This is a genomic window from Sphingomonas chlorellae, assembly GCF_056485145.1.
The window spans coordinates 348,406-368,883 of the sequence record NZ_JBQXXM010000001.1 but is presented as its reverse complement, the minus strand read 5'-3'; the positions used below and the strand labels follow the sequence as shown (position 1 = coordinate 368,883).

General features: G+C 67.8%; 16 protein-coding genes and 1 pseudogene. 4 read left to right on the top strand and 13 right to left on the bottom strand.

The window, feature by feature from the left end; translation table 11 throughout:
- Positions 1-112: 112 nt before the first annotated feature.
- Positions 113-1,030 (top strand): GTPase Era, encoded by a 918-nt coding sequence (gene era / locus ACT3CF_RS01745; RefSeq protein ID WP_478420012.1) that lies wholly within the window; start codon positions 113-115, stop codon positions 1,028-1,030.
- A gap of 29 nt (positions 1,031-1,059) precedes the next feature.
- Here era and ACT3CF_RS01740 read toward each other — a convergent pair whose 3' ends face one another.
- The 4 genes and pseudogenes from ACT3CF_RS01740 to ACT3CF_RS01725 form a co-directional block, all read right to left on the bottom strand.
- A complete protein-coding gene (locus ACT3CF_RS01740; RefSeq protein ID WP_478420011.1) occupies positions 1,060-2,151 on the bottom strand; it encodes a cytochrome-c peroxidase in 1,092 nt (363 codons plus the stop codon).
- An 11-nt stretch (positions 2,152-2,162) separates the two neighbouring features.
- Positions 2,163-4,733 (bottom strand): TonB-dependent receptor plug domain-containing protein, encoded by a 2,571-nt coding sequence (locus ACT3CF_RS01735; protein WP_478420010.1) that lies wholly within the window; start codon positions 4,731-4,733, stop codon positions 2,163-2,165.
- 157 nt (positions 4,734-4,890) lie between these two features.
- Positions 4,891-5,151 (bottom strand): hypothetical protein, encoded by a 261-nt coding sequence (locus tag ACT3CF_RS01730; protein WP_478420008.1) that lies wholly within the window; start codon positions 5,149-5,151, stop codon positions 4,891-4,893.
- 74 nt (positions 5,152-5,225) lie between these two features.
- Positions 5,226-5,834: pseudogene (locus tag ACT3CF_RS01725) on the bottom strand (NAD(P)-dependent oxidoreductase).
- Positions 5,835-5,888: 54 nt separating this feature from the next.
- On the opposite strand from ACT3CF_RS01725, the gene ACT3CF_RS01720 reads away from it, so the two are divergent.
- Positions 5,889-6,320, top strand: a complete 432-nt coding sequence (locus ACT3CF_RS01720) for a winged helix-turn-helix transcriptional regulator (protein WP_478420007.1) — start codon at positions 5,889-5,891, stop codon at positions 6,318-6,320.
- A 27-nt stretch (positions 6,321-6,347) separates the two neighbouring features.
- Here the strand turns inward: ACT3CF_RS01720 and ACT3CF_RS01715 are convergent, their stop codons facing one another.
- Positions 6,348-7,352, bottom strand: coding sequence for a fumarylacetoacetate hydrolase family protein (locus ACT3CF_RS01715; RefSeq protein WP_478420006.1), 1,005 nt, complete (start codon positions 7,350-7,352; stop codon positions 6,348-6,350).
- A gap of 85 nt (positions 7,353-7,437) precedes the next feature.
- On the opposite strand from ACT3CF_RS01715, the gene ACT3CF_RS01710 reads away from it, so the two are divergent.
- A complete protein-coding gene (locus ACT3CF_RS01710; protein ID WP_478420005.1) occupies positions 7,438-10,413 on the top strand; it encodes a PAS domain S-box protein in 2,976 nt (991 codons plus the stop codon).
- A gap of 187 nt (positions 10,414-10,600) precedes the next feature.
- The gene (locus ACT3CF_RS01705) at positions 10,601-11,890 is read left to right on the top strand and encodes an adenylosuccinate synthase (protein WP_478420003.1); all 1,290 of its coding nucleotides are present in this window, start codon (positions 10,601-10,603) and stop codon (positions 11,888-11,890) included.
- A gap of 85 nt (positions 11,891-11,975) precedes the next feature.
- Here the strand turns inward: ACT3CF_RS01705 and ACT3CF_RS01700 are convergent, their stop codons facing one another.
- The 8 genes from ACT3CF_RS01700 to ku form a co-directional block, all read right to left on the bottom strand.
- Positions 11,976-12,350 carry a hypothetical protein gene (locus ACT3CF_RS01700; protein WP_478420002.1) on the bottom strand — a complete coding sequence of 125 codons (375 nt, stop codon included), beginning with the start codon at positions 12,348-12,350 and terminating at the stop codon, positions 11,976-11,978.
- 243 nt (positions 12,351-12,593) lie between these two features.
- On the bottom strand, positions 12,594-13,661 hold the full coding sequence (gene aroC, locus ACT3CF_RS01695; protein WP_478420001.1) for a chorismate synthase: 1,068 nt from the start codon (positions 13,659-13,661) through the stop codon (positions 12,594-12,596).
- Positions 13,658-14,185: a GNAT family N-acetyltransferase gene (locus tag ACT3CF_RS01690; protein WP_478420000.1), complete on the bottom strand. Its 528-nt coding sequence runs from the start codon at positions 14,183-14,185 to the stop codon at positions 13,658-13,660. The genes aroC and ACT3CF_RS01690 overlap by 4 nt, the downstream gene beginning before the upstream one ends.
- On the bottom strand, positions 14,182-14,985 hold the full coding sequence (fabI, locus tag ACT3CF_RS01685) for an enoyl-ACP reductase FabI (RefSeq protein ID WP_478419999.1): 804 nt from the start codon (positions 14,983-14,985) through the stop codon (positions 14,182-14,184). Before fabI ends, ACT3CF_RS01690 begins: the two co-directional genes overlap by 4 nt.
- Positions 14,982-15,866, bottom strand: coding sequence for a YihY/virulence factor BrkB family protein (locus ACT3CF_RS01680; RefSeq protein WP_478419997.1), 885 nt, complete (start codon positions 15,864-15,866; stop codon positions 14,982-14,984). The genes fabI and ACT3CF_RS01680 overlap by 4 nt, the downstream gene beginning before the upstream one ends.
- Before the next feature lie 63 nt (positions 15,867-15,929).
- The gene (locus ACT3CF_RS01675) at positions 15,930-16,886 is read right to left on the bottom strand and encodes a DnaJ C-terminal domain-containing protein (RefSeq protein WP_478419995.1); all 957 of its coding nucleotides are present in this window, start codon (positions 16,884-16,886) and stop codon (positions 15,930-15,932) included.
- Positions 16,887-17,069: 183 nt separating this feature from the next.
- Positions 17,070-19,559: a DNA ligase D gene (gene ligD / locus ACT3CF_RS01670; RefSeq protein ID WP_478419994.1), complete on the bottom strand. Its 2,490-nt coding sequence runs from the start codon at positions 19,557-19,559 to the stop codon at positions 17,070-17,072.
- Positions 19,552-20,418 carry a non-homologous end joining protein Ku gene (ku, locus tag ACT3CF_RS01665; protein ID WP_478419993.1) on the bottom strand — a complete coding sequence of 289 codons (867 nt, stop codon included), beginning with the start codon at positions 20,416-20,418 and terminating at the stop codon, positions 19,552-19,554. Before ku ends, ligD begins: the two co-directional genes overlap by 8 nt.
- Positions 20,419-20,478: the final 60 nt, after the last annotated feature.

Sequence of the window (20,478 nt, the reverse complement as noted above, 5' to 3'; positions counted from 1 at the left end):
TCGCCGCGCCGCGCGAAACGGCTAGACTGACCGCGTCCGCGACTCGCGCCGGCGGGCGCCGGTCGCTGTCGCCCGCCCAATCGATCCCATCTTGCAGAAAGAGTTCCGACCCTTGACCGATTCCCTGCCCGCTCCCCGCGCCGAACGCTGCGGCCTCGTTGCCATCGTCGGTGCACCCAATGCGGGCAAGTCCACGCTCGTCAACGCACTGGTCGGCCAGAAGGTCGCGATCGTCAGCCCCAAGGCGCAGACGACGCGCACACGGCTGATGGGCATCGCGATCGAGGACGAGACGCAGCTTCTGCTGGTCGACACCCCCGGCATCTTCCAGCCGTCGCGCCGGCTCGATCGCGCGATGGTCGCAGCGGCCTGGGAGGGCGCAGAGGGGGCCGACGTGATCGCGCTCGTCGTCGACGGCAAGGCAGGCATCGGCCCCAAGGTCCAGGCGATCCTCGAAAGCCTTGCCCAGCGCCGCGAACCGAAGCTGCTCATCCTCAACAAGGTCGACGTCGCCGACAAGCCGCGCCTGCTCGGCCATGCAGCCCGGCTGAACGAGTTGCTCGCCTTTGACGACACCTATTTCGTCTCGGCCCAGACGGGCGACGGCGTGGCCGAACTCAAGTCGGCGCTCGCCGCGCGGATGCCGGCCGGCCCCTGGCACTATCCCGAGGATCAGGTGTCCGACGCCACCGACCGGATGCTGGCAGCCGAGGTCACGCGCGAGCAACTGTATCTCCAGCTCCACGCCGAATTGCCCTATGCCTCGGCGATCGAGACCGAGAAATACAGCGAACGCGACGACGGATCCGTGGAAATCCACCAGCAGATCCTCGTGGCACGCGAAACGCAGCGCGCGATCGTGCTCGGCAAGGGCGGGCAGCGGATCAAGGAGATCGGCGCCCGCGCCCGCGCCGAACTGTCGCGCCTGATGGGCGTTCCGGTCCACCTCTATCTCCACGTCAAGGTCAAGCCCGACTGGGAGGAGGACCGCGCCCTCTATCGCGAAATCGGACTCGGCTGGGTCGACTGACCCAGCCGAGCGGAGCGGGAGCGGCGCCGTCAGAGCGCCTGCAGGAACGCCACCAGCGCGGCACGCTCGTCGCGGGTCAGCGACAGGGGCGCCAGCAGCGGATTGGGTGTCGGCGGCGGCGCGTCCGACGCACGCGCCCGGGTCGCACGATCGCGCCCACCGCCGCTGTCGTACAGCGCGACCACGCCTTCCAGCGTCGGGATCAGCCCGTTATGCATATAGGGGCCGGTCGTCCGCACCCCCAGCAACGACGGCGTGCGGAACCGCCCGACGTCCGCGGCGGCGTGCGTCACCGCATAACGGCCCAGGTCCTCACGCGCCCGGCCATAGAAGCTCAGGCCCAGATTGTGGAACTTCTGGTCGCTCAGCAACGGCCCGCTGTGACAGTTGGCGCAGCCTGCCTTGGTGCGGAACAGGTGCAGGCCCCACAACTGCTGGTCGTCGAGTGCCCGGGCGTCCCCCCCGACAAAGCGCGCATAACGCGACGGCGGCGGGCGTAACCCGCGCTCGAACGCCGCCAGCGCCGCGACGATATCGTCGGTCGTGACCCGCCGCCGCCCGTTCACGGCGGCGAACTCGCGACGGTAATCGGTGTCGCGATTGATCCGCCGGGCGACGCTTCCCAGGTCGGCCGCCATCTCGATCGGACTTGTCAGCGGCCCCAGCGCCTGCGCCTCCAGCGTCGCTGCCCGCCCGTCCCAGAAGAACTGGTGTTGCCACGCAACGGTATAGAGCCCGGGCGTATTGCGCGTCCCCCGCTGGCGATCATGGCCGAACGCCGTACGGACCCCATCGCCAAAGCCCAGTTCGCGCGCATGGCACGAGGCGCAGGCGATCTGTCCCGAACGCGAAAGCCGCGGATCGTCGAACAGCCGGGCGCCGATCCGCGCGAGTGCGGTTGTTCTGGCATCGGGCGCCGGCAGCGTCGGCAACGGCGCAAACTCGGCGAAATCAGCGCCAGGACGCAGCGTCGGCCGCGGCCATTCGGCCGGTGCGCCGGCATAGGCACGGCGCAGTTCTCCCGGATCGGGTCGCCCGTCTCCCTGCATCGTCATCGCCGTGCCGAACAAAATCGTCGCGACCATCAGCGCGATCCGCCCCAGCGGGGCCGCTCCTGTCATCCACGCCATCGTCAGAACTTCAGGCTCAGGCCGGTCCAGACCGCACGCCCGAGCTGATAGGGCTGGCTGGTCAGCACCGAATTGCGGGCGGGCACGGTGTCGAGCAGGTTGCTGATGCGCAATTCGCCCCCCAGCGTTCCCCAGCGCGTCCGCACGATCTCGGCCGTGAGGTTGAGGTTGACATCGATCGCGTCAGGATAGCGCACCCAGTCGTAGACGGCATAGCGGGTGCCGTCGATCCGGGTGGTGTTGCCGGTGTCCTCGATCCGCCGGAAGCCGTTGCGATAGCGCAGGTTGACGTTCGTCGTGACCCGGTCCGCCAGCCACAACGCGGTCCAGCTCGCATTGACGAGCAGCGGCGCAGCAAAATCCTCGCGCTGGTTGAGCGCCTCGACTTCCTCGAGCAGCCGCAGCGCGCCCTGATACACGACCTGGGTGCCGTCGGTCAGGTCGGTGACGTCGACCATATAGTCGTCGTTGCGCGTGCGCGTTTTGGACCAGTTGAGGTTCAGTGCGACGCTGTGCTTGCCGAAGCTGCGCACCCATTCGGCCGACAGCCCACGGTAACGGCTCTCCCCCTCATTCGCGAGGCGGAAGCGCTGGAACGTCACGGTCTTGCCGTTCGCGAGCAACTTGGTGGCCGTCCCCGCGGCGACGCGCGTGAACTCGTCCTTGCCGTCGCGATAAATGCCGCGCAGCGACAGGCGCCCGCCCAGCACGCGCCCGTTGAGCGCAGCGCTCAATTCGTCGGAATAGGGCGTGCGCGTCGATCCGCCGATGTCGAGTGCAGGGCGCGAAGCCAGCGAAAGCTGCCAATTGTCGTCATAAACGCTCTTGCCGCCCACCAGCCGCGGCGTCCGCGTCTCGCTGAGCGAGTCGGGATATTGATCGCGCAGCGCATAGGCGAGCATCGACCGTCCGAAATAGCGGTTGGCGCCCAGCGTGACCGACCAGCCGTCCCACGGCAGCGCCGCCACGACCGAAAGGCGCGGCGCGACATTGTCGTTGCCCAGATAGGTCTCGCGGTCATAGCGCAACCCCGCGCGCACCGTGAACGGCCCCTTGTCCAGCTGCGCCTCCGCCCAGGCGGCATAGCTGTCCAGCGCGACCTTGGCGCGGTACGCCGAATAGATCTGCCGCTCGGCCAACGCATATTGACCCGACACGCACGTCAGGCTGTCGCCGTTCGCGCACTGGATGTTTGCCCCCAGCTTGCCGCCCTTATACGCATAGTTGGTGTCGGGCCGCTCGCGCATCGCGTCGACATGCTGGAAGTCGACGCCCCCCGACAGGCGCAGCGCGCCCAGTTCAGTCGCGACCCGCGCCTTGAGCTGCGCCGTTTCCTGCCGCTGGTTGAGCCGCCCAAAGCCGCCGCGCGTGCAACTGGTGCTCGCGCAGACCGCCCCGTTGGGAACGCTGCTGGGAATCGAATAGTTGGTGTCCGGCGCCTCGCGGTCATTGTCCGACAGGGTGTAGCTGCCGGTCAGCGACCATTCGATCCGGCCGCGCTGTTCCAATGCCAGGCTGGTGCTCAACCCGCCGCCATGACTGGTGATCTGGTTGTCGATCCCGGCGCCCGATGCCGCCTCGCTGCGATAGGGACTATAACTCGCCTGCCCCGTCAGCCGCAGTTCGCTGCCCAGATCGGCGGTCAGCTTGGCGAGATAATTGTCGCTCCGGCTCGACTGGCCGAACGGCTTGCCGCCATAATTGGCATTACGGAAATAGGTTACGTCGGCGCGCGAGCGGTTATAGCCGAACAGCATCTGCACGGCCTGCGAGACCGGTACGTCGAGCGTCATGCCATAACGCCATTTGTCGAAGCTCGGCCGGGCGGGGAGCTTGTCGCCCAGCGCTTTGCGGCTCGCGTCGGACACCTTGAAATGCGTCAGCGCGTCGCCGCTATAGCTTGCCGTCGCGCTCGCGCCCCAGCGCCCGGCGGGCGCGCGCGTCTCGATGTCGAGCGTTCCGCCCGTAAAGCGGCCATATTCGGCCGACACGTTCGAATCGCGCAGCGTGATCGCACCGATCAGGTTGGCATCGAGCCACAGCCCCTGCGCGGTCGCTCCCGTCACCTCGTTGAAATGGAGGGGATTGTCCTGCGTCACGTCCAGCCGTGATGCGACATCGACGCCGTCGACCGTGAACAGATTTTCGTAGAATCGCCCGCCCGCGATTGCGATTCGCGACGGTGTCAGATCCTGCAATGCCTCGCGCGTGGCCTGTCCTTCACGCCGCGTGAACTGGACTCCCGGAAGCGCCTTGAGCAACTGATTGACGTCTCCAGATCCCGGCGTCGCCGCCTCGATCTGCCGCCGCTCGATCCGGCTGGTACCCGCGTCGAGCACGCTTCCGACACGATATGCCTCGGGTGCCCGGTCACCTTCCGCCACGACCTCGGGCAACTGCTGAACCGTCGCCTCGCGCTGGGCGTCGGCATCGCTCGCTTTGGCTTGGGCGCCCGCCGCCTGACCGGTGGATGCGGCGGCACCCTGTGCCTGAGCCGTCGCAGCCGTTTCGCCGACCAGCTGTCCCGCCACCAGCGCGAGCATGGCTGCGCCCCAGCGAACCTCCTGATGCATTTTGTGCGACCCCTTTTGGTTTATCCCCGCCGCGCGGACTAACCAAGGAACCGATTAAATGCAAATGATTCGCATTACTGGAATGCGAGATCGGTCGCGAACCGTCCGCAACCCAGCTTTTTGACTACAAAAAGAATAGCTTGCCGCTGTTACGCCCTCAGTCGAAATGCTCGGTCAGCTCAACCACTTCAAAGGCAAAGCCGTGCCAGCCGCGCCGCCGTGCCGCCTCGTCGGTCGCGGCGCGCTTGCCGGTCGCCTCCCTGAGTGATTTGCTATGGCCCCAGAATACCTCGGTCCGCCCACCGCCCAGATCGGCGACGATGCGCCAGTAATGGGTGAACGGCGCCGCGGTCGGCCCGATCGTCTTGACATAGCCGTCGGCCATCGTGGCCGTCAGGTAGCGACGCTTCTTCGCCATGCCGCCGGCTTTTAGCGCGATCCGTGCGACGCGCCAGCACCGGCCGCGAACCGCGGCGCTACCCGTCGCCCTCGTCAATAGGCCGCGGTGAAACGCGCGCGGCTATGATGATGCTGTTCAAGCGCGTCGACCATGGCGATCGCGTAATCGGCAAAGCTGATCTTGCTGTCTCCCGCGGCATCCACCACGAGTTGATCGTCGCCCAGGCGATAGTGACCGAGCCGAGGGCCTTCGAAGATCAGCGCGGCGGGAGAAAAGAAGGTTCAGTCGATCGCCGTCTCGCCGCGCAACGCGTCGAGGAACGCGATGCCCTCGCGCGCAATCGTCTGCCACTCGGCAGGAAAGTCGGGGCTGTCGATCAACCGCTTGCCCGGGGCGACTTCCAGGCTCGCCGCCCCGCCGGTGACGAGCAGCCGCGGCACGCCCGCCTCGCGCAGCGCCGCAAGCAACGTCGGGGCCTGCACGTCGAAATGGAGCGCACTGATGACCGCCTCGCTCCCGCGCAGCAGCGCTACCAACGCTGCGGGATCGTGCGCATCCCCGGCAACCGCGGTTACGCCCGCTGCCGCCGGGATCCGTTCGGGATGGCGCGCGATCGCGGTCACCGAATGGCCGCGCCGCGCAAGTTCGCGCGTGATCTCCGAACCGGCCCGCCCGCTCGCGCCCAGCACCGCAACCTTCATTCCCATTCTCCAACCAGTTTCTAATGGAGACCTAGTTGGCTATAGAAACCACCCATGCAAGACGGCACTTTGCGCTCACCTAGTTACCCCGGCGATACCGACTGGCGACGCGGCAATGCTTTTGCCGGCGATTGTCCGACGCGCCAACTGCTCGATCGCGTCGGGGACAAATGGAGCGTACTCATCCTGCTGCTGTTGGGCGAGGCGCCCTTGCGGTTCAACCAGCTCAAGCGGCGGATCGACGGCATTTCGCAAAAAATGCTCAGCCAGACGCTGCGCACGCTCGAACGCGACGGGCTGGTGACGCGTGCGGTCGAGGCCAGCGTGCCGGTGACGGTCACCTATACGATCACCGCGCTGGGCGACGAGTTGCTCGCTGCGCTCCGGCTGATGATCGACTGGGCAGAAACCCGCATGGGCGACGTGGCGGCGGCACAGCAACGCTATGACGCGCGCGCCGCCGCGACGGGCGACGCGAGCCCCTAGCGCCCGCGTCGCCCCGGCGCTGCCCGGTCAGGCGCCGACGGTCTGTTCGATCACGCCGAAGATCGGGTGATGGCGGTCGTCCTCAGCCCAGATTCGAACCGTGTCGCCCGCCTTCAGGAACGGCGTCTCGGCCGCGCCGCGCAGGATCGTCTCGACGGTGCGGACCTCGGCGAGGCAGCAATAGCCCTTGCCGCCCTCGGCGATCGGACGCCCCGGCCCGCCCTCGGCGTCGCGGTTCGAAACGGTGCCCGAACCAACGATCGTGCCCGCCCCCAGCGCGCGCGTCCGGGCAGCATGCGCAATCAGCGTGCCGAAATCGAAGGTCATGTCGATCCCTGCATCGACACGGCCAAAGGGCTTGCCGTTCACGTCAACCATCAGCTTGCGGTGAAGCTTGCCGTCCTGCCACCAGTCCCCCAACGCGTCGGGCGTCACGAACACCGGCGAGAAGGCGCTTGCCGGCTTCGACTGGAAAAAGCCGAATCCCTTGGCGAGTTCGCCCGGGATCAGGTTGCGCAGGCTTACATCGTTGGTCAGCCCGACGAGCCGCACCGCCGCCAGCGCCTCGTCGCGGCTCGCGCCCGGCGCGACGTCGCCGGTCACGACGACGACTTCGGCCTCCAGATCGCAACCCCATGCCTCATCGGCGAGCGGAATCGGATCGCGCGCGCCCAGGAAACCGTCAGATCCGCCCTGGTACATCAGCGGATCGTGCCAGAAGCTGTCGGGCAGTTCGGCGCCGCGCGCCTGCCGGACCAGCGCGACATGGTTCACATAGGCGGAGCCGTCCGCCCATTGATAGGCGCGCGGCAGCGGCGCCGCCGCCAGCCGTTCGTGAAACCGCTCGCGCGGGATCGCCTCATGTTCCAGGTCGGTCGCCAGATTGCGCAGCGCCGGCGCGGCCTGCTCCCAATCGTCGAGCGCGGCCTGCAAGGTGGGGGCGATCGCCGTCGCATCGGCATACCAGGCAAGGTCGTTCGAAACGACGATCAGCTTGCCGTCACGTCCATGCTTCAGACTGGCGAGTTTCATGGTCTTCTCTCCTTTTCCCCCTGAATAGCCGGACTGCACCACAAGTCGAGTTGACTTCGATCCAATCGCCTCGCATCGCAACGACATGACCTCGGCGCTTCGATTTCTGGATCATGGCGGCGAGATGGCCGGGCGCATCCGAACCCATCCTTGGGCGGCCACGCCGTTCGGCGAGATCGAAACCTGGCCCGACCGGCTCCGCTTCGTCCTCGACATGGCGCTCGCCTCCAGCTTTCCCACGGCGATCTATTGGGGGCCGGAGCTTCGGCTGCTGTACAACGACGCCTGGGCGCCCATTCCGGCGGAACGCCACCCCTGGGCGCTCGGCCGGCCGGGCGCAGAGGTATGGGCGGACATCTGGGACGTGGTCGGTCCACAGATCGAAGCCGTGCTCGCCAGCGGTCGCGGCTTCGCCACCTATGACCAGCATCTGCGCATGGTGCGTGACGGCGCACCGTGCGACACTTGGTGGAACTACAGCTTTACCGCGATCCGCGGCGACGACGGCCAGTTGCTCGGCGTGCTCAACCAGGGCAACGAGACGACGCGTGTCGTGCTGGCCGAACGCGCCCGCCGTCGCGAGGTCGAACGGCTGCGCGAACTGTTCGACCAGTCGCCCGCTGCGGTGGCGCTCGTGACCGGGCCGCGTCATGTCTTCGAATTCGCCAACCCCGCCTATCAGCAGCTGATCGGCGGGCGCGAAATCCTAGGCCGCGCCGTGGCCGACGCCCTGCCCGAAGTGATCGAGCAGGGCTATGGCACGCTGCTCGACCGCGTCTTCCGGACCGGCGAGACCTATCGCGCCGACAATACGCCCGTGCTGCTCCAGCGCAGCGCCGACGAACCGCGCGAACAGCGCATCCTCGATTTCGTCTATCAGCCGGTGCGCGGTGCCGACGGCCGCGTCTCGGGGATCTTCGTCAGTGCCAACGACGTCACGCAGCGCGCCCGCGCCGAAGAGGCGGCGCGCGCCAGCGCCGAAGAACTGCGCGAGGCGACCGAAACCCAGGCATTCCTGTACACGCTCGCCGAACATCTGCGCCAGCTCGACAGCCAGGACGCGATCCTGCGCGAAACCGCGGCGGCGCTCGCCCGGCATCTCGGAGCCGATCGCGTCGGCTTCTATCGCGTGGACGGCGACGTGCTGCGGCTGGGCGCCTGCACCACCGATGGTCGCCTGCCTGCGCTGGGCGGCACGCTGCCGATCACGACGCTCACTGACGCCGTCGTCGACCGTTATCGCGGCGGCCGGACTCTGATCGTCACCGATGCTGCGCGCGATCCGCAACTTGCGGGCACGCAATTCTCGGCGCTGACACCCGCCGCGATCGGCGTGCCGCTGCTGCGTGGCGGCGAATGGGTCGCCACGCTCTACGTCAACCACGCCGATCCGCGCGCATGGCAGGAGGACGAGGTTGCCTTCGTCGAAGGCGTGGCGGAAATCGCCTGGGACGCCGTCGAACGCGCGACCGCGCTCGGCGCGCTGCGCGAGAGCGAGGAGAAATTCCGCGCCATCGCCAATTCGATCGACCAGATGGTCTGGTCGACCCGCCCCGACGGTCATCACGACTATTTCAACCGGCGTTGGAGCGAGTTCACCGGTCTTCCCCCCGGCGCAAGCGAGGGAGGACGCTGGATCGATTCGATCCATCCCGACGACCGGGCGCGGACCGATACCCGCTGGCAGGCATGTCTGCGCACGGGCGAGACCTATCATATCGAATACCGGCTGCGGCACCGCTCGGGCATCTATCGCTGGGTGCTCGCGCGGGCCAAGCCGATGCGCGATCCGGGCGGGCAGATCAGCCGCTGGTTCGGCACCTGCACCGACATCCAGGAGATCGTCGATGCACGCGAGGTGCTCGCACGATCGCGCGAGGAGCTGGAGGCAGCGGTGCGCGAACGAACCGAACGGCTGATGGCAGCCGAGGAACAGCTTCGCCAGGCGCAGAAGATGGAGGCCGTCGGCCAGCTCACCGGCGGCATCGCCCATGATTTCAACAACATGCTCGCCGTTGTCATCGGCGGGCTCGACCTGCTCGAACGCCGGTTGCGCCAGGGGCGCACCGATGTCGGGCGCTATCTCGATGCCGCCCGCGACGGGGCGACGCGTGCCGCCGCGCTCACCCAGCGCCTGCTCGCCTTTTCGCGCCGCCAGCCGCTCGCACCGCGGCGCATCGACGCCAACGCGATGATCGGCGGCATGATCGACCTGCTCGTCCGCACGCTCGGCGAGGGCGTCGTGGTCGAAACCAAGCCCGGGCTCGGCCTTCGCGCCGCACTTGCCGATCCGAACCAGCTCGAAAACGCGCTGCTCAACCTGTGCGTCAACGCCCGCGACGCGATGCCAGAGGGCGGGCTGCTCACGCTCGCCACGCGCAACGCCACGCTTACCGCCGCGCAGGTCGCGGGCTGGGGGATCGATCCGGGCGACTATGTCGAGATCGCCGTCGCCGACACCGGCACGGGGATGCCGCCCGATGTCGCCGCGCGCGCCTTCGACCCCTTCTTCACCACCAAGGGCGTGGGCAAGGGCACCGGGCTAGGGCTCAGCCAGGTCTATGGCTTCGTCACCCAGTCGGGAGGCAGCGTGCGGATCGAATCGGCACCCGGCGCGGGCACGACGGTGCGGCTGTTCCTGCCCGCACAGCCCGGCGTCGCCGCCCAGCCCGGGCCGCCGCCCGAACGCCCGCCCTTCGCGGGCGCCCGTCCGGGCGAAGTCGTGCTGGTCGTCGAGGATGAGGAGCGCGTCCGCACCTTTTCGACCGAGGCGCTGCGCGAACTCGGTTATCAGGTGATCGAAGCCGCAAGCCCGACCGAAGCACTCCGGATCCTCGATATGGGCCGCCCCGTCTCGCTGCTGTTCAGCGACGTGGTCATGCCCGAAATGAACGGCCATGCGCTGGCGCATGAGGCGCGCAGGCGGCTGCCCGCGCTCCGCGTGCTGCTGACCAGCGGCTATGCGCCCGAAAGCGTCGAGGCCGACCGTGCCGACATCCTGCCCAAGCCGTTCGACGTCGACCAGCTGGCCCGCCGCGTCCGTGCCGTACTCGATGCCTGAGCTGCGGCCGGGCGCCGCTTTCTGGCCGTGTTGATCGGTCGCCACGGTGGACGCGGGCGCCACAGACGATTAGGGCCTGCCGCGGACCAACCCGTTCGGCCTGGGCTTCTCCAAGCCGCGCCCGCCTGCGTCGCGGGGCGCGGTTCGGGCAAGCCCAGCGCGGACGCCAATGCAAGGATCGCGAACTTTGGCCAATGTTGCGGTGATCGGCGCCCAATGGGGCGATGAAGGCAAGGGCAAGATCGTCGACTGGCTCGCCGAGCGTGCCGATGTCGTCGTGCGTTTTCAGGGCGGCCACAATGCCGGCCACACGCTGGTGGTGGGCGAGAAGGTGTACAAGCTGTCGCTCCTCCCCTCGGGGATCGTGCGCGGCACGCCCAGCGTCATCGGCAATGGCGTCGTGCTCGATCCCTGGGCGCTGCGCGACGAAGTGGCGCGGCTGCGCGAACAGGGCGTCGAGGTGACACCCGACACGCTCAAGGTTGCCGACACCTGCCCGCTGATCCTGCCCTTCCACCGCGACCTCGACGCGCTGCGCGAGGATGCGAGCGGCACCGGCAAGATCGGGACCACCCGCCGCGGCATCGGTCCGGCCTATGAGGACAAGGTCGGCCGCCGCGCGATCCGCGTGTGCGATCTGGCCCATCTCGACGATCTGGGGCCACAGCTCGACCGGCTGGCGGCACATCACGACGCGCTGCGCGCCGGCTTCGGCCAGCCGCCGATCGATCGCGCCGCACTGATTGAGGAGCTGCGCGAGATCGCCGGCTTCGTGCTGCCGTTCGCCCAGCCGGTGTGGAAGATGCTGAACGAAGCGCGCGCGCGCGGTCGCCGCATCCTGTTCGAGGGCGCACAGGGCGTGCTGCTTGACATCGACCATGGCACCTATCCGTTCGTCACCTCGTCGAACACGATCGCCGGCACCGCAGCGGGCGGTTCGGGCATGGGACCGGGCGCGGTCGGCTATGTGCTGGGAATCGCCAAGGCCTATACGACGCGCGTCGGTTCGGGCCCCTTCCCCACCGAACAGGACAATGACGTCGGCGAACGGCTCGGCACGCGCGGGCGCGAATTCGGCACGGTGACGGGGCGCAAGCGCCGCTGCGGCTGGCTCGATGCGGTGCTGCTGCGCCAGTCGGTGGCGGTGTCGGGCATCACCGGCATCGCGCTCACCAAGCTCGACGTCCTCGACGGGTTCGACGAGATCAAGGTCTGCACCGGCTATCGCCTGCGCGGTGAAACGCTCGACTATTATCCCGCCAACGCCGCCGATCAGGCCGCGGTCGAGCCGGTCTATGAAACGATCGCCGGCTGGCACGAATCGACGGCCGGAGCGCGCAGCTGGGCCGACCTCCCGGCACAGGCGGTCAAGTATATCCGGCGCGTCGAAGAACTGATCCAGTGCCCCGTGGCGCTGGTTTCGACCAGCCCCGAACGCGAGGACACCATTCTCGTGCGCGATCCGTTCGCCGACTGAGGCGAGGCAAGCCCTCAGCCGAATCGTGAAGAAGGGCCCGGCGGCAACCCGCCGGGCCCTTCCCGCATCCGGTACGCTGCGCGCGTTAGCGCTGCGGCGTCGGCGTGCCGCTCGGCTGCGGCGCAGTGCTGCCGCCCGGCGTCGTGGTCGTGCTGCTGTCGGGCGTGGTCGTCCCGCCCGGCGTGGTCGGCGTCGTACCCGGCGCGGTCGGATCGCTCGGGCTGGTCGGCGCGGTCGTCGTGCTGCTGTCAGGCGTGGTCGTGGTCGAACCCGTCGTGTCGCCCATGGTGGACGAGGTGTTGCTCTCGCTCTGCGCGTCACCACGCTTGTGGTGCTTGCGCGACTGATCCTGCGCCGAATGCTCGCTGCCGGCGTTCAGGCCGGCGGCTGGCGCCGTATGGGCAATCGCCGCGACAGGCATCAGCAGTGCGCCGGCGGCAAGAATGGAAATGGTACGCATCGATTACTCCCACAGTTCCTGTTGGACTGGACCCGATCAACGAGGGGAGGGCCGAGGATTTCCATGGCCGATCAACGGCCTGCCCCGCATCGGGCTCAGCTTGGGGACCAGCCGTTCGCGATGGGCGATGGAAGCGGCCGGCCGCGGGCGCTACCCGCATCGATGCGCGGGCAGCGGCAATCGCGAACCAAAACGCGCCGGGGGACCGAACGCCGCACCGGCCCGCTTCGGTTCATCGTGCGTTCAGCCGCACTGGGCGCGGTGAAGCAGCATCTGGTCGGCGAGTACGAGCGCGACCATCGCCTCCACCACCGGAACGCCGCGGATGCCGACGCAAGGATCGTGGCGGCCCTTGGTGACGATCTCGGCCGCATCGCCTTCACGCGTCACCGTCTCGACCGGGATCAGGATCGAGCTGGTGGGCTTGAACGCGACTCGCACGCGCACAGGCTGCCCGGTCGAGATTCCACCCGCGATGCCCCCGGCATGATTGGCCAGGAAATGCACGCCGTCGACGCCGGGGCGCATCGCATCGGCATTCTGCTCCCCGGTCGCGGCGGCGGCAGCAAAGCCGTCGCCGATCTCGACGCCCTTGACGGCGTTGATCGACATGCATGCGGCGGCCAGCTCGCTGTCGAGCTTGGCATAGAGCGGTGCGCCCCAGCCGGGCGGAACGCCCACGGCTTCGCACGTCACCACCGCGCCCAGCGACGATCCGCGCTTGCGCGCGCCGTCGACGATCTCCTCCCATCGCGCCGCCGCGATCGGATCGGGGCAGAAAAACGGATTCTGGTCGATTGCCGCGGCGTCGAAATGCGCCGGGTCGATCGCGTCCCCGCCCAGCTCCTCGACCCAGGCGCGGACCAAAACCTGCGGGATCACGCGTCGCGCGATCGCACCTGCCGCCACGCGTGCCGCGGTCTCGCGCGCGGACGACCGCCCGCCGCCGCGATAGTCGCGGAACCCGTATTTCTGATCATAGGCATAATCGGCATGGCCGGGGCGATAGGCGCGCGCGACCTCCGAATAATCCTTCGACCGCTGGTCGACATTCTCGATCAGCAGGCTGATCGGCGTGCCCGTCGTCCGCCCCTCGAACACGCCCGACAGGATCCGCACACGGTCGGGCTCCTGGCGCTGCGTCGTGAAGCGCGACTGGCCCGGCCGGCGACGGTCGAGGAACGGCTGGATATCTGCTTCCTCAAGCGCGATCCCCGGCGGGCAACCGTCGACCACCGCACCCAGCGCGGGGCCATGGCTCTCGCCCCAGGTGGTGAAGCGAAAGACGCGTCCGAAGGTATTGAAGCTCACAGGACCCCGCTCAGTTGCGCAAACGCCCCCGCATGCGTGGCGGGGCCGCGCACGCCGCACGGCATCGCGCCTCCCTGCAGCGGTAACGCCATCAGGTGATCGCCGGCATAAGGCGATTCAAAGCCGCGCGCCCATTCGGCGGAAAAGCCGAACCGCTCGTAAAAGCCCGGGTCGCCCAGCACGAAGCACAGCATCGCTCCCGCTCGCTCGAGCATGTCGAGGCCCGCGCGGACGAGCGCCTCGGCGACGCCCTGCCGGCGATAGGCAGACGCCACGGCGAGCGGCGCCAGCGCGACCGCGGCGATGGCGCGTGAATCGATCTCGGCCGTCATCCGGCTGAACACGACCACGCCCGCCAGCGCACCGGTCTCCTCGTCGTCCGCCACCAGCGTCAGGACCATGTCGCCGTCGATGCACAGCTGCTGGACGAGTTGCGCCTCCTCGCGTGCGGGAAATACCGCGCGCAGGAGCGCATCAATCGCGGCGACGTCGCCGCCGGTCGCGCCGCGGATCGCGATCGTCACGCGAGTGCGATGTCCGGCGCGTCCTCGGCCTTCATGCCGATGACGTTGTAACCGGCGTCGACATGGTGGATCTCGCCCGTCACGCCCGACGCCAGGTCGGACAGCAGATAGACGCCCGCGCCGCCGACATCCTCGATCGTGACGTTGCGGCGAAGCGGCGAATTGAGTTCGTTCCACTTCATGATGTAGCGGAAGTCGCCGATCCCCGACGCCGCCAGCGTCTTGATCGGGCCGGCCGAGATCGCGTTGACGCGAATCTTCTCCGGTCCCATGTCCATCGCCAGATATTTGACGCTGGTCTCCAGCGCCGACTTGGCGATGCCCATCACGTTGTAGTGCGGCACCACCTTTTCCGCACCGTAATAGCTCAGCGTCAGCAGCGCGCCGCCCTCGGGCATCAGCGCGCGCGCGCGCTTCGCCACCGCGGTGAAGCTGTAGACCGAGATGTTCATCGTGTTGAGGAAGTTCTCGAGGCTCGTGTCGTAATAGCGGCCGCGCAACTCGTTCTTGTCCGAAAAGCCGATCGCGTGAACGACGAAATCGATCGTCGGCCATTTTTCCGCCAGCGACGCGAAGGCCTGGTCGAGCGCAGCCATGTCGGACACGTCGCAATCGATCAGCGTGTCGGAACCGAGCTGTTCGGCCAGCGGCCGCACGCGCTTGGCAAGCGCCTCGCCCTGATAGGTGAACGCCAGTTCGGCGCCCTGCTCGTGCAGCCTCTGCGCGATCCCCCAGGCGAGCGAGCGGTCGTTCGCCAGCCCCATGATCAGCCCGCGCTTGCCCTGCATCAATCCGGTCACGTCTCGTTTTCCTCCGTTTCGTGGAGCCCCTCTAGCCGGTTCGAGGGCGTTTCCGCTAGGGCGGCGTTGAGTTCGGCGCCGATCACCATCCCAAGCCCTACAAGGAAAAAGAAGATCAGCGTGATCATCACACCCGCCAGGCTGCCATAGGTCAGGTCATAGCTGCCCAGCGTGCCCAGAATCGAGGGCAGCATCGCGGTAACGCCGAGCCACCACAGCGTGGTGAACGCCGCCCCGGGCCATTTTGGGCACGCTCCCTTGCGATAACCCGCGGGGGTCAGCGCGTAAAAAAGGATATAGAGCGCGCAATAGAGCGCGACCGGCGGCGCAAGCCGCGACCAGCCGACGATCCGCTTCGCCTCGAGCGCCCACGGCAGCAGATGGACCAGGAACTGCTCGACGCCGATCAGGAACACCTGTGCGCTGAATGCCGCTAGCGCGAGCACCACCGCCCCCAAAATCATCGCGATCGACCCCAGCCGATAGCGCCAGAAGGGCACGTTCGAACGGACATGATAGGCCGAGCGCAGGATCGATCGCAGCGTTTCGATAAACCCCGTCGTCGTCCACAGCCCCACGATCGCGCCGAACCATAACAGGCTGCCGGTCCGCGCATGCAGCACGTCGAGCGCAGGCTGGCGCAGTACCTCGGCGACGCCCGGCGGCACAGTGCGCAGAAACGCGTCCAGCGTCCGCACGCCCTCGCCGCCGCGGCCCAGCAACTGCGCGACCGCCGCCGCCACGATCACGAACGGAAAGATCGTGACGAGCGACAGGTAGGCGAGGTTGCCGGCATAGGTGAAACCGTCGTTGAACGTTCCCACGACGACGCGGCGCACCACCACGAACACGCGCGGCCCCGCGCCCAGACGGGCGAACACCGCCCCGACCCGCGCACTGAAGCCGCGTCGCGCCTTCGTGGTTTCCCCTGTTTTCACAAGGGGTCAGACGCCCATGCGACCACGCGGGTTCCCCTGGCCGCTCCACCCTTGCGCAAAGCGGATCAGCGCGTCGTCGTTGACCGGCAGGTCGACCATCAGCGTGACGAGCAGGTCGCCGCGCCCGCCGCCGCCCTTGTGATGGAACCCGCGCCCCTTGAGCCGCAGCACCTTGCCCGAGGTCGAGCCCTTGGGCACCTTCAGCATCACTGTGCCGTCGGGTGTCGGCACGCGCACCTCGGCGCCGAGCACCGCTTCGGACAGCGTCACCGGCAGGTCGAGCCGGATATTGTCCCCGTCGCGGGTGTAGAAGCGGTGCGGCTGCACCTCGATCGTCACGATCGCGTCGCCGGGGCCGCCCGGTCCTTCCTCGCCGCGCCCGGCCAGCCGCATCTGCGTGCCCGTCTCGACGCCGGCCGGCAGCTTCAGGTCGATCGTCTTGCCGTCGCGCAGCGTGATGCGCTGCGGCGCCAGCCGCGCGGCATCCTCGAACGCGACCGCCAGCCGATAGGCGACGTTCGCCCCCTTGGCCGCCTGTTTCCGTCCGAACGCGCCGCCGAAGCCGCCGAAACCGCCGCTGAAGCCGCTGTTGCGCCGTCCCGCGGCGCCGCCGCCGAAGATCCCCTCGAAAATATCGCCCAGATCGGCTGCCTCTCCGCCGAAGTCGAACTGGCCGCCACCGGGGCGAAATCCCGCCTGCGCGCCGCCGCCTGCGCCGCCAAAGCCGAACGGCGCGGTCGGATTGCCGTCACCGTCAATCTCGCCGCGGTCGAACCGCGCGCGCTTGTCCTTGTCGGTCAGCAGGTCATAGGCCTGCGTGACCTGCGCAAAACGTTCCGCCGCCTTGGGATTGTCATGGTTGCGGTCCGGATGAAGCTCCTTCGCCAGCTTGCGATAGGCCTTCTTGATCTCGGCCTCGGTCGCAGTCCGCGCCACGCCCAGGGTTGCATAAGGATCGGCCACGAAATTCCCCGTTCAATTTACGCCCAATGCGCCTGACCATCATGGCAGGCGGATACGCCTGGAACATTGTTGCAACCCCGGCCTTGCGCAAGGGCATGGCAGACGCGCCGCACGCCACGTTACGCGCGCGCAGCGGGCATGGCAAAAGCAATGGTGGCGCTGCCCGGCAGTGGCGCGCGGGGGCTAAAGTTCGGGCAGCACCTGCTCGGCTTCGCCCCAGCCGTCGAGCGCGCGCGCCGCGGCGCGCTCGATCAGCCGTGCTGCATCGGCGATGCTGAACATACGCGCACTGTCGATCGTGCGCAGCTCGCTCCAGCTCACCGGCGCCGCCACCGGCGCCCCTTCGCGCGCGCGGGCGACATAGGGCAGCACCGCCGTCGCCCCCCGCTGGTTACGCAGATAATCGATGAAGATCCGGCCCGTCCGGCTCGCCTTTTTGACGTTGGCGGTAAAGCGTTCGGGTTCGGCCGTCGCCAGTGCGCGCGCAAAGCGCTCGGCAAAGCTGCGCACCGCGGGCCAGTCGGCGCGCGGGATCAGCGGCACCACCACATGCACGCCCTTGCCGCCCGACAGCATCGGCCAACTCGTCAGCCCGATCTCGGCCAACTGTTCTTTCAAATGTTCGGCCGCCTTGCGTACGGTGTCGAAATCGAGCCCCTCGTCTGGGTCGAGGTCGAACACCATCCGGTCGGGATGTTCCAGATCGTCGGCGCGCGAACCCCAGCCATGGAACTCGATCGTTCCCATCTGCACACAGGCCAGCACCCCCTCGACGTCGGTGACATAGAGATATGGCTGCACGCGCCCGTCCTTCTCGCGCACGTCGACATGGTGGACCTGCGCGCCGAAGCTGCCGGCATCGTGCTTCTGGAAGAAGCACTGCTTGGCGCGTCCCTGCGGGCAACGCACCAGGCTGATCGGGCGGTTGGCGAGCCAGCGCAGCGCCAGCGGCGCGACCGCGGCATAGTAATCGGCCAGTGCGCCCTTCGTGATCCCTGCCTCGGGATAGAGCACGCGGTCGCGATGCGTGATCCGTACGGACGATGCCGCCGAGCCCGGCTGCGCCGCATCGCCGCCGTCTTCTGTGTCGACCGGCTGTTCGGCGATGACTTCGGCCGCGGGCTTGTCGGCGCGCAGCCCCAGAAAGCTCGCATGGCGTACCACGCCCTCCGCGGTGAACTCGGCAAAGGCAATTTCGGCCACCAGTTCGGGCTTCACCCAATGGGCACCGCGTGCTTCCGGGCGGGGAACCTTCGCGGCGGGCCGCTCGGCGGCGAGTTGGTCGAGGCGTTCACGCACCGAAAGCAGCGTCTCCGTATTAAAGCCGGTGCCGACCTTGCCGGCATAGACGAGTCCCTCCGGCCGGTTCAGCCCGAGCAACAGCGACTTGAACCCGCGCCCCCGTGCACTGGAGGCGGTCCAGCCCAGGATCACGAATTCCTGCCGGCGCGTGCACTTGGCCTTGAGCCAGGCCTTGCTGCGTGTGCCGCGATAGGGCGCGTCGGTGCGCTTCGAAACCACGCCCTCAAAGCCTTCGCGGCACATGCTCTCGAATAGCTTCTCGCCCTGACCGATAACGTGTTCGGAGAAGCGGAGGCGGTCATCCGCGCCGACCAGCAGCGCGCGCAACCTTTCCTTCCGGTCGATCTGCGTGAGGGCGGTCAGGTCCGCGCCGCCCTCCGCGAGCAGATCGAAAGCGAAGCAGAGCAACCCCTCGCCCCCGGCGGAGATCGCCTCCTGCAGCGTCGAGAAATCGGGCTTGCCGTCCTTCATCGCAACGATCTCGCCGTCGATCAGCGCTCCGGGCGGCAGCCCGGCTGCGGCCTCGGCGATCCCGGGAAACTTCGCGGTCCAGTCGAGCCCGGAGCGCGTATAGATTTTGGGTCCGCCGCCGCCGGTCGCGATCAGCGCGCGATAGCCGTCATATTTGATCTCGTGGAGCCACTGGTTGCCGGTGGGGACGGTATTGACCAGCGTGGCGAGCTGGGGGGATTGGAAGGGCGGCAGCTTTGATGTGCCCGCTTTCTTTCCGCTTTTCTTGGACGCCGCGACCGCTTTCCCTGGCTTGGCGGCGGGCTTGGAGACCTTGTGGGGCTTCTTCCCCTCCGCGATCTCCAGCATCGTGCGCCCCGTGGTGACGCTGGTGAGCCCGGTTTCCACCAGTTCGTCCGTGCCACCGGCATGGCCGTCGTTGATCTTGCGGAGCAGCCAGTTCTCGGCCTTCTCCTTGCCGCGCGGCTTCAGCCGGATCAGCAGCCATTCGCCCTGCATCCGCTCGCCGTGGAGCACGAAATGGAGATGGCCCTTCTCCAGATCCTTGGTGCTCTTCCCCGCAATCGGCTCCCAGGTGCCGCTGTCCCACAGCATCACCGTGCCGCCGCCATATTCGCCCTTGGGGATGGTCCCCTCGAAATCGGCATAGGAGAGCGGATGGTCCTCGGTGCGCACCGCCAGGCGTTTCTCGTCGGGATCGAGGCTGGGCCCGCGCGTCACCGCCCAGCTCTTGAGCACGCCGTCCACTTCCAGCCGGAAGTCCCAGTGGAGCCGGGTCGCGTCGTGCTTCTGGACGATGAAGCGATTGCCGCCGGACTTCGCTACCGTGCCGGCGGGCTCCGCCGTCTTGGCGAAGTCGCGCTTGGCGTTGTAGCGCGCGAGGCTGTCGGGCTCAGGCACGCTTCTTCGCTGCCGGCTTCTTCGGCGCGGCCTTCTTCGCCGGCGCCTTTGCCTTCGCCGCCGGCTTGGCATCGCCGGTATTCAGCGACTTCTTCAGCGCCGCCATCAGGTCGACCACATTCGACCCGCGGCTCTCCGGCTTGTCCGGATCCTCCAGGATCTTGGCGCCCTTGGCCTTTTTCTTCTTCTCGATCAGCTCGCGCAACGCATCGACATAGCGGTCGTGAAAGCCCTTGGGGTCGAACTTGCCCGCCTTCTTCTCGATCAGCGTCTGGGCGAGGTCGAGCAGCTCGGGGTCGGGCTCGCTGTCCGGGATCTCGCGGAAATAGCCCTGCGCCTTCTGCACCTCGTCGGCATAGCGCAGCGTCTCGAGGATCATGCCGCGCCCGCACGGCTTCAGGCTCACCACATATTCGCGGCCGCGCATCGCGAGCTGCCCAAGCCCCACCTTGCGCGCCCGCCGCAGCGCCTCGCGCAGCACGATGAACGCCTCCTCCGCCAAGTCGTCGGCGGGTACGACGAAATAGGGTCGTTCGTAGTAAAGCACGTCGATCTCGTCGGCGTCGACGAACTGGGTCAGCTCCAGCGTCTTGCGCGATTCGAGCTTCACCGCGTCGATCTCGTCCTGCTCGAGCAGGACATACTCGCCCTTCTCGATCTCGTAACCCTTGACAATCTCGTCGGGGTCGACCGCGCCGACTCCGGGCGCCACCTTTTCAAACTTGATCCGCTGGCCGCTCGGTTCGTGGATCTGGTGGAAGGCGATCTGCGCGCCCGAGCGCGTGGCGGTATATATCTCGACGGGGATCGAGACGAGCGCGAGACGGATCTGCCCCTGCCAATAGGCGCGTGCCGCCATCCGGATACCTCCTCGTTGCGAGGCCGAGTCAATTCGCCAAGGAACGAGTCGTTCCTCGAC

What these genes read in the sequence shown, in the direction of transcription:
- ACT3CF_RS01730 (WP_478420008.1), bottom strand. Translation starts at nt 5,151, where the DNA reads ATGGCGAAGAAGCGTCGCTACCTGACGGCCACGATGGCCGACGGCTAT.
- ACT3CF_RS01710 (WP_478420005.1), top strand. Translation starts at nt 7,438, where the DNA reads ATGACCTCGGCGCTTCGATTTCTGGATCATGGCGGCGAGATGGCCGGG.
- ACT3CF_RS01740 (WP_478420011.1), bottom strand. Translation starts at nt 2,151, where the DNA reads ATGACAGGAGCGGCCCCGCTGGGGCGGATCGCGCTGATGGTCGCGACG.
- ACT3CF_RS01720 (WP_478420007.1), top strand. Translation starts at nt 5,889, where the DNA reads ATGCAAGACGGCACTTTGCGCTCACCTAGTTACCCCGGCGATACCGAC.
- ACT3CF_RS01715 (WP_478420006.1), bottom strand. Translation starts at nt 7,352, where the DNA reads ATGAAACTCGCCAGTCTGAAGCATGGACGTGACGGCAAGCTGATCGTC.
- ACT3CF_RS01700 (WP_478420002.1), bottom strand. Translation starts at nt 12,350, where the DNA reads ATGCGTACCATTTCCATTCTTGCCGCCGGCGCACTGCTGATGCCTGTC.
- ACT3CF_RS01735 (WP_478420010.1), bottom strand. Translation starts at nt 4,733, where the DNA reads ATGCATCAGGAGGTTCGCTGGGGCGCAGCCATGCTCGCGCTGGTGGCG.
- ku (WP_478419993.1), bottom strand. Translation starts at nt 20,418, where the DNA reads ATGGCGGCACGCGCCTATTGGCAGGGGCAGATCCGTCTCGCGCTCGTC.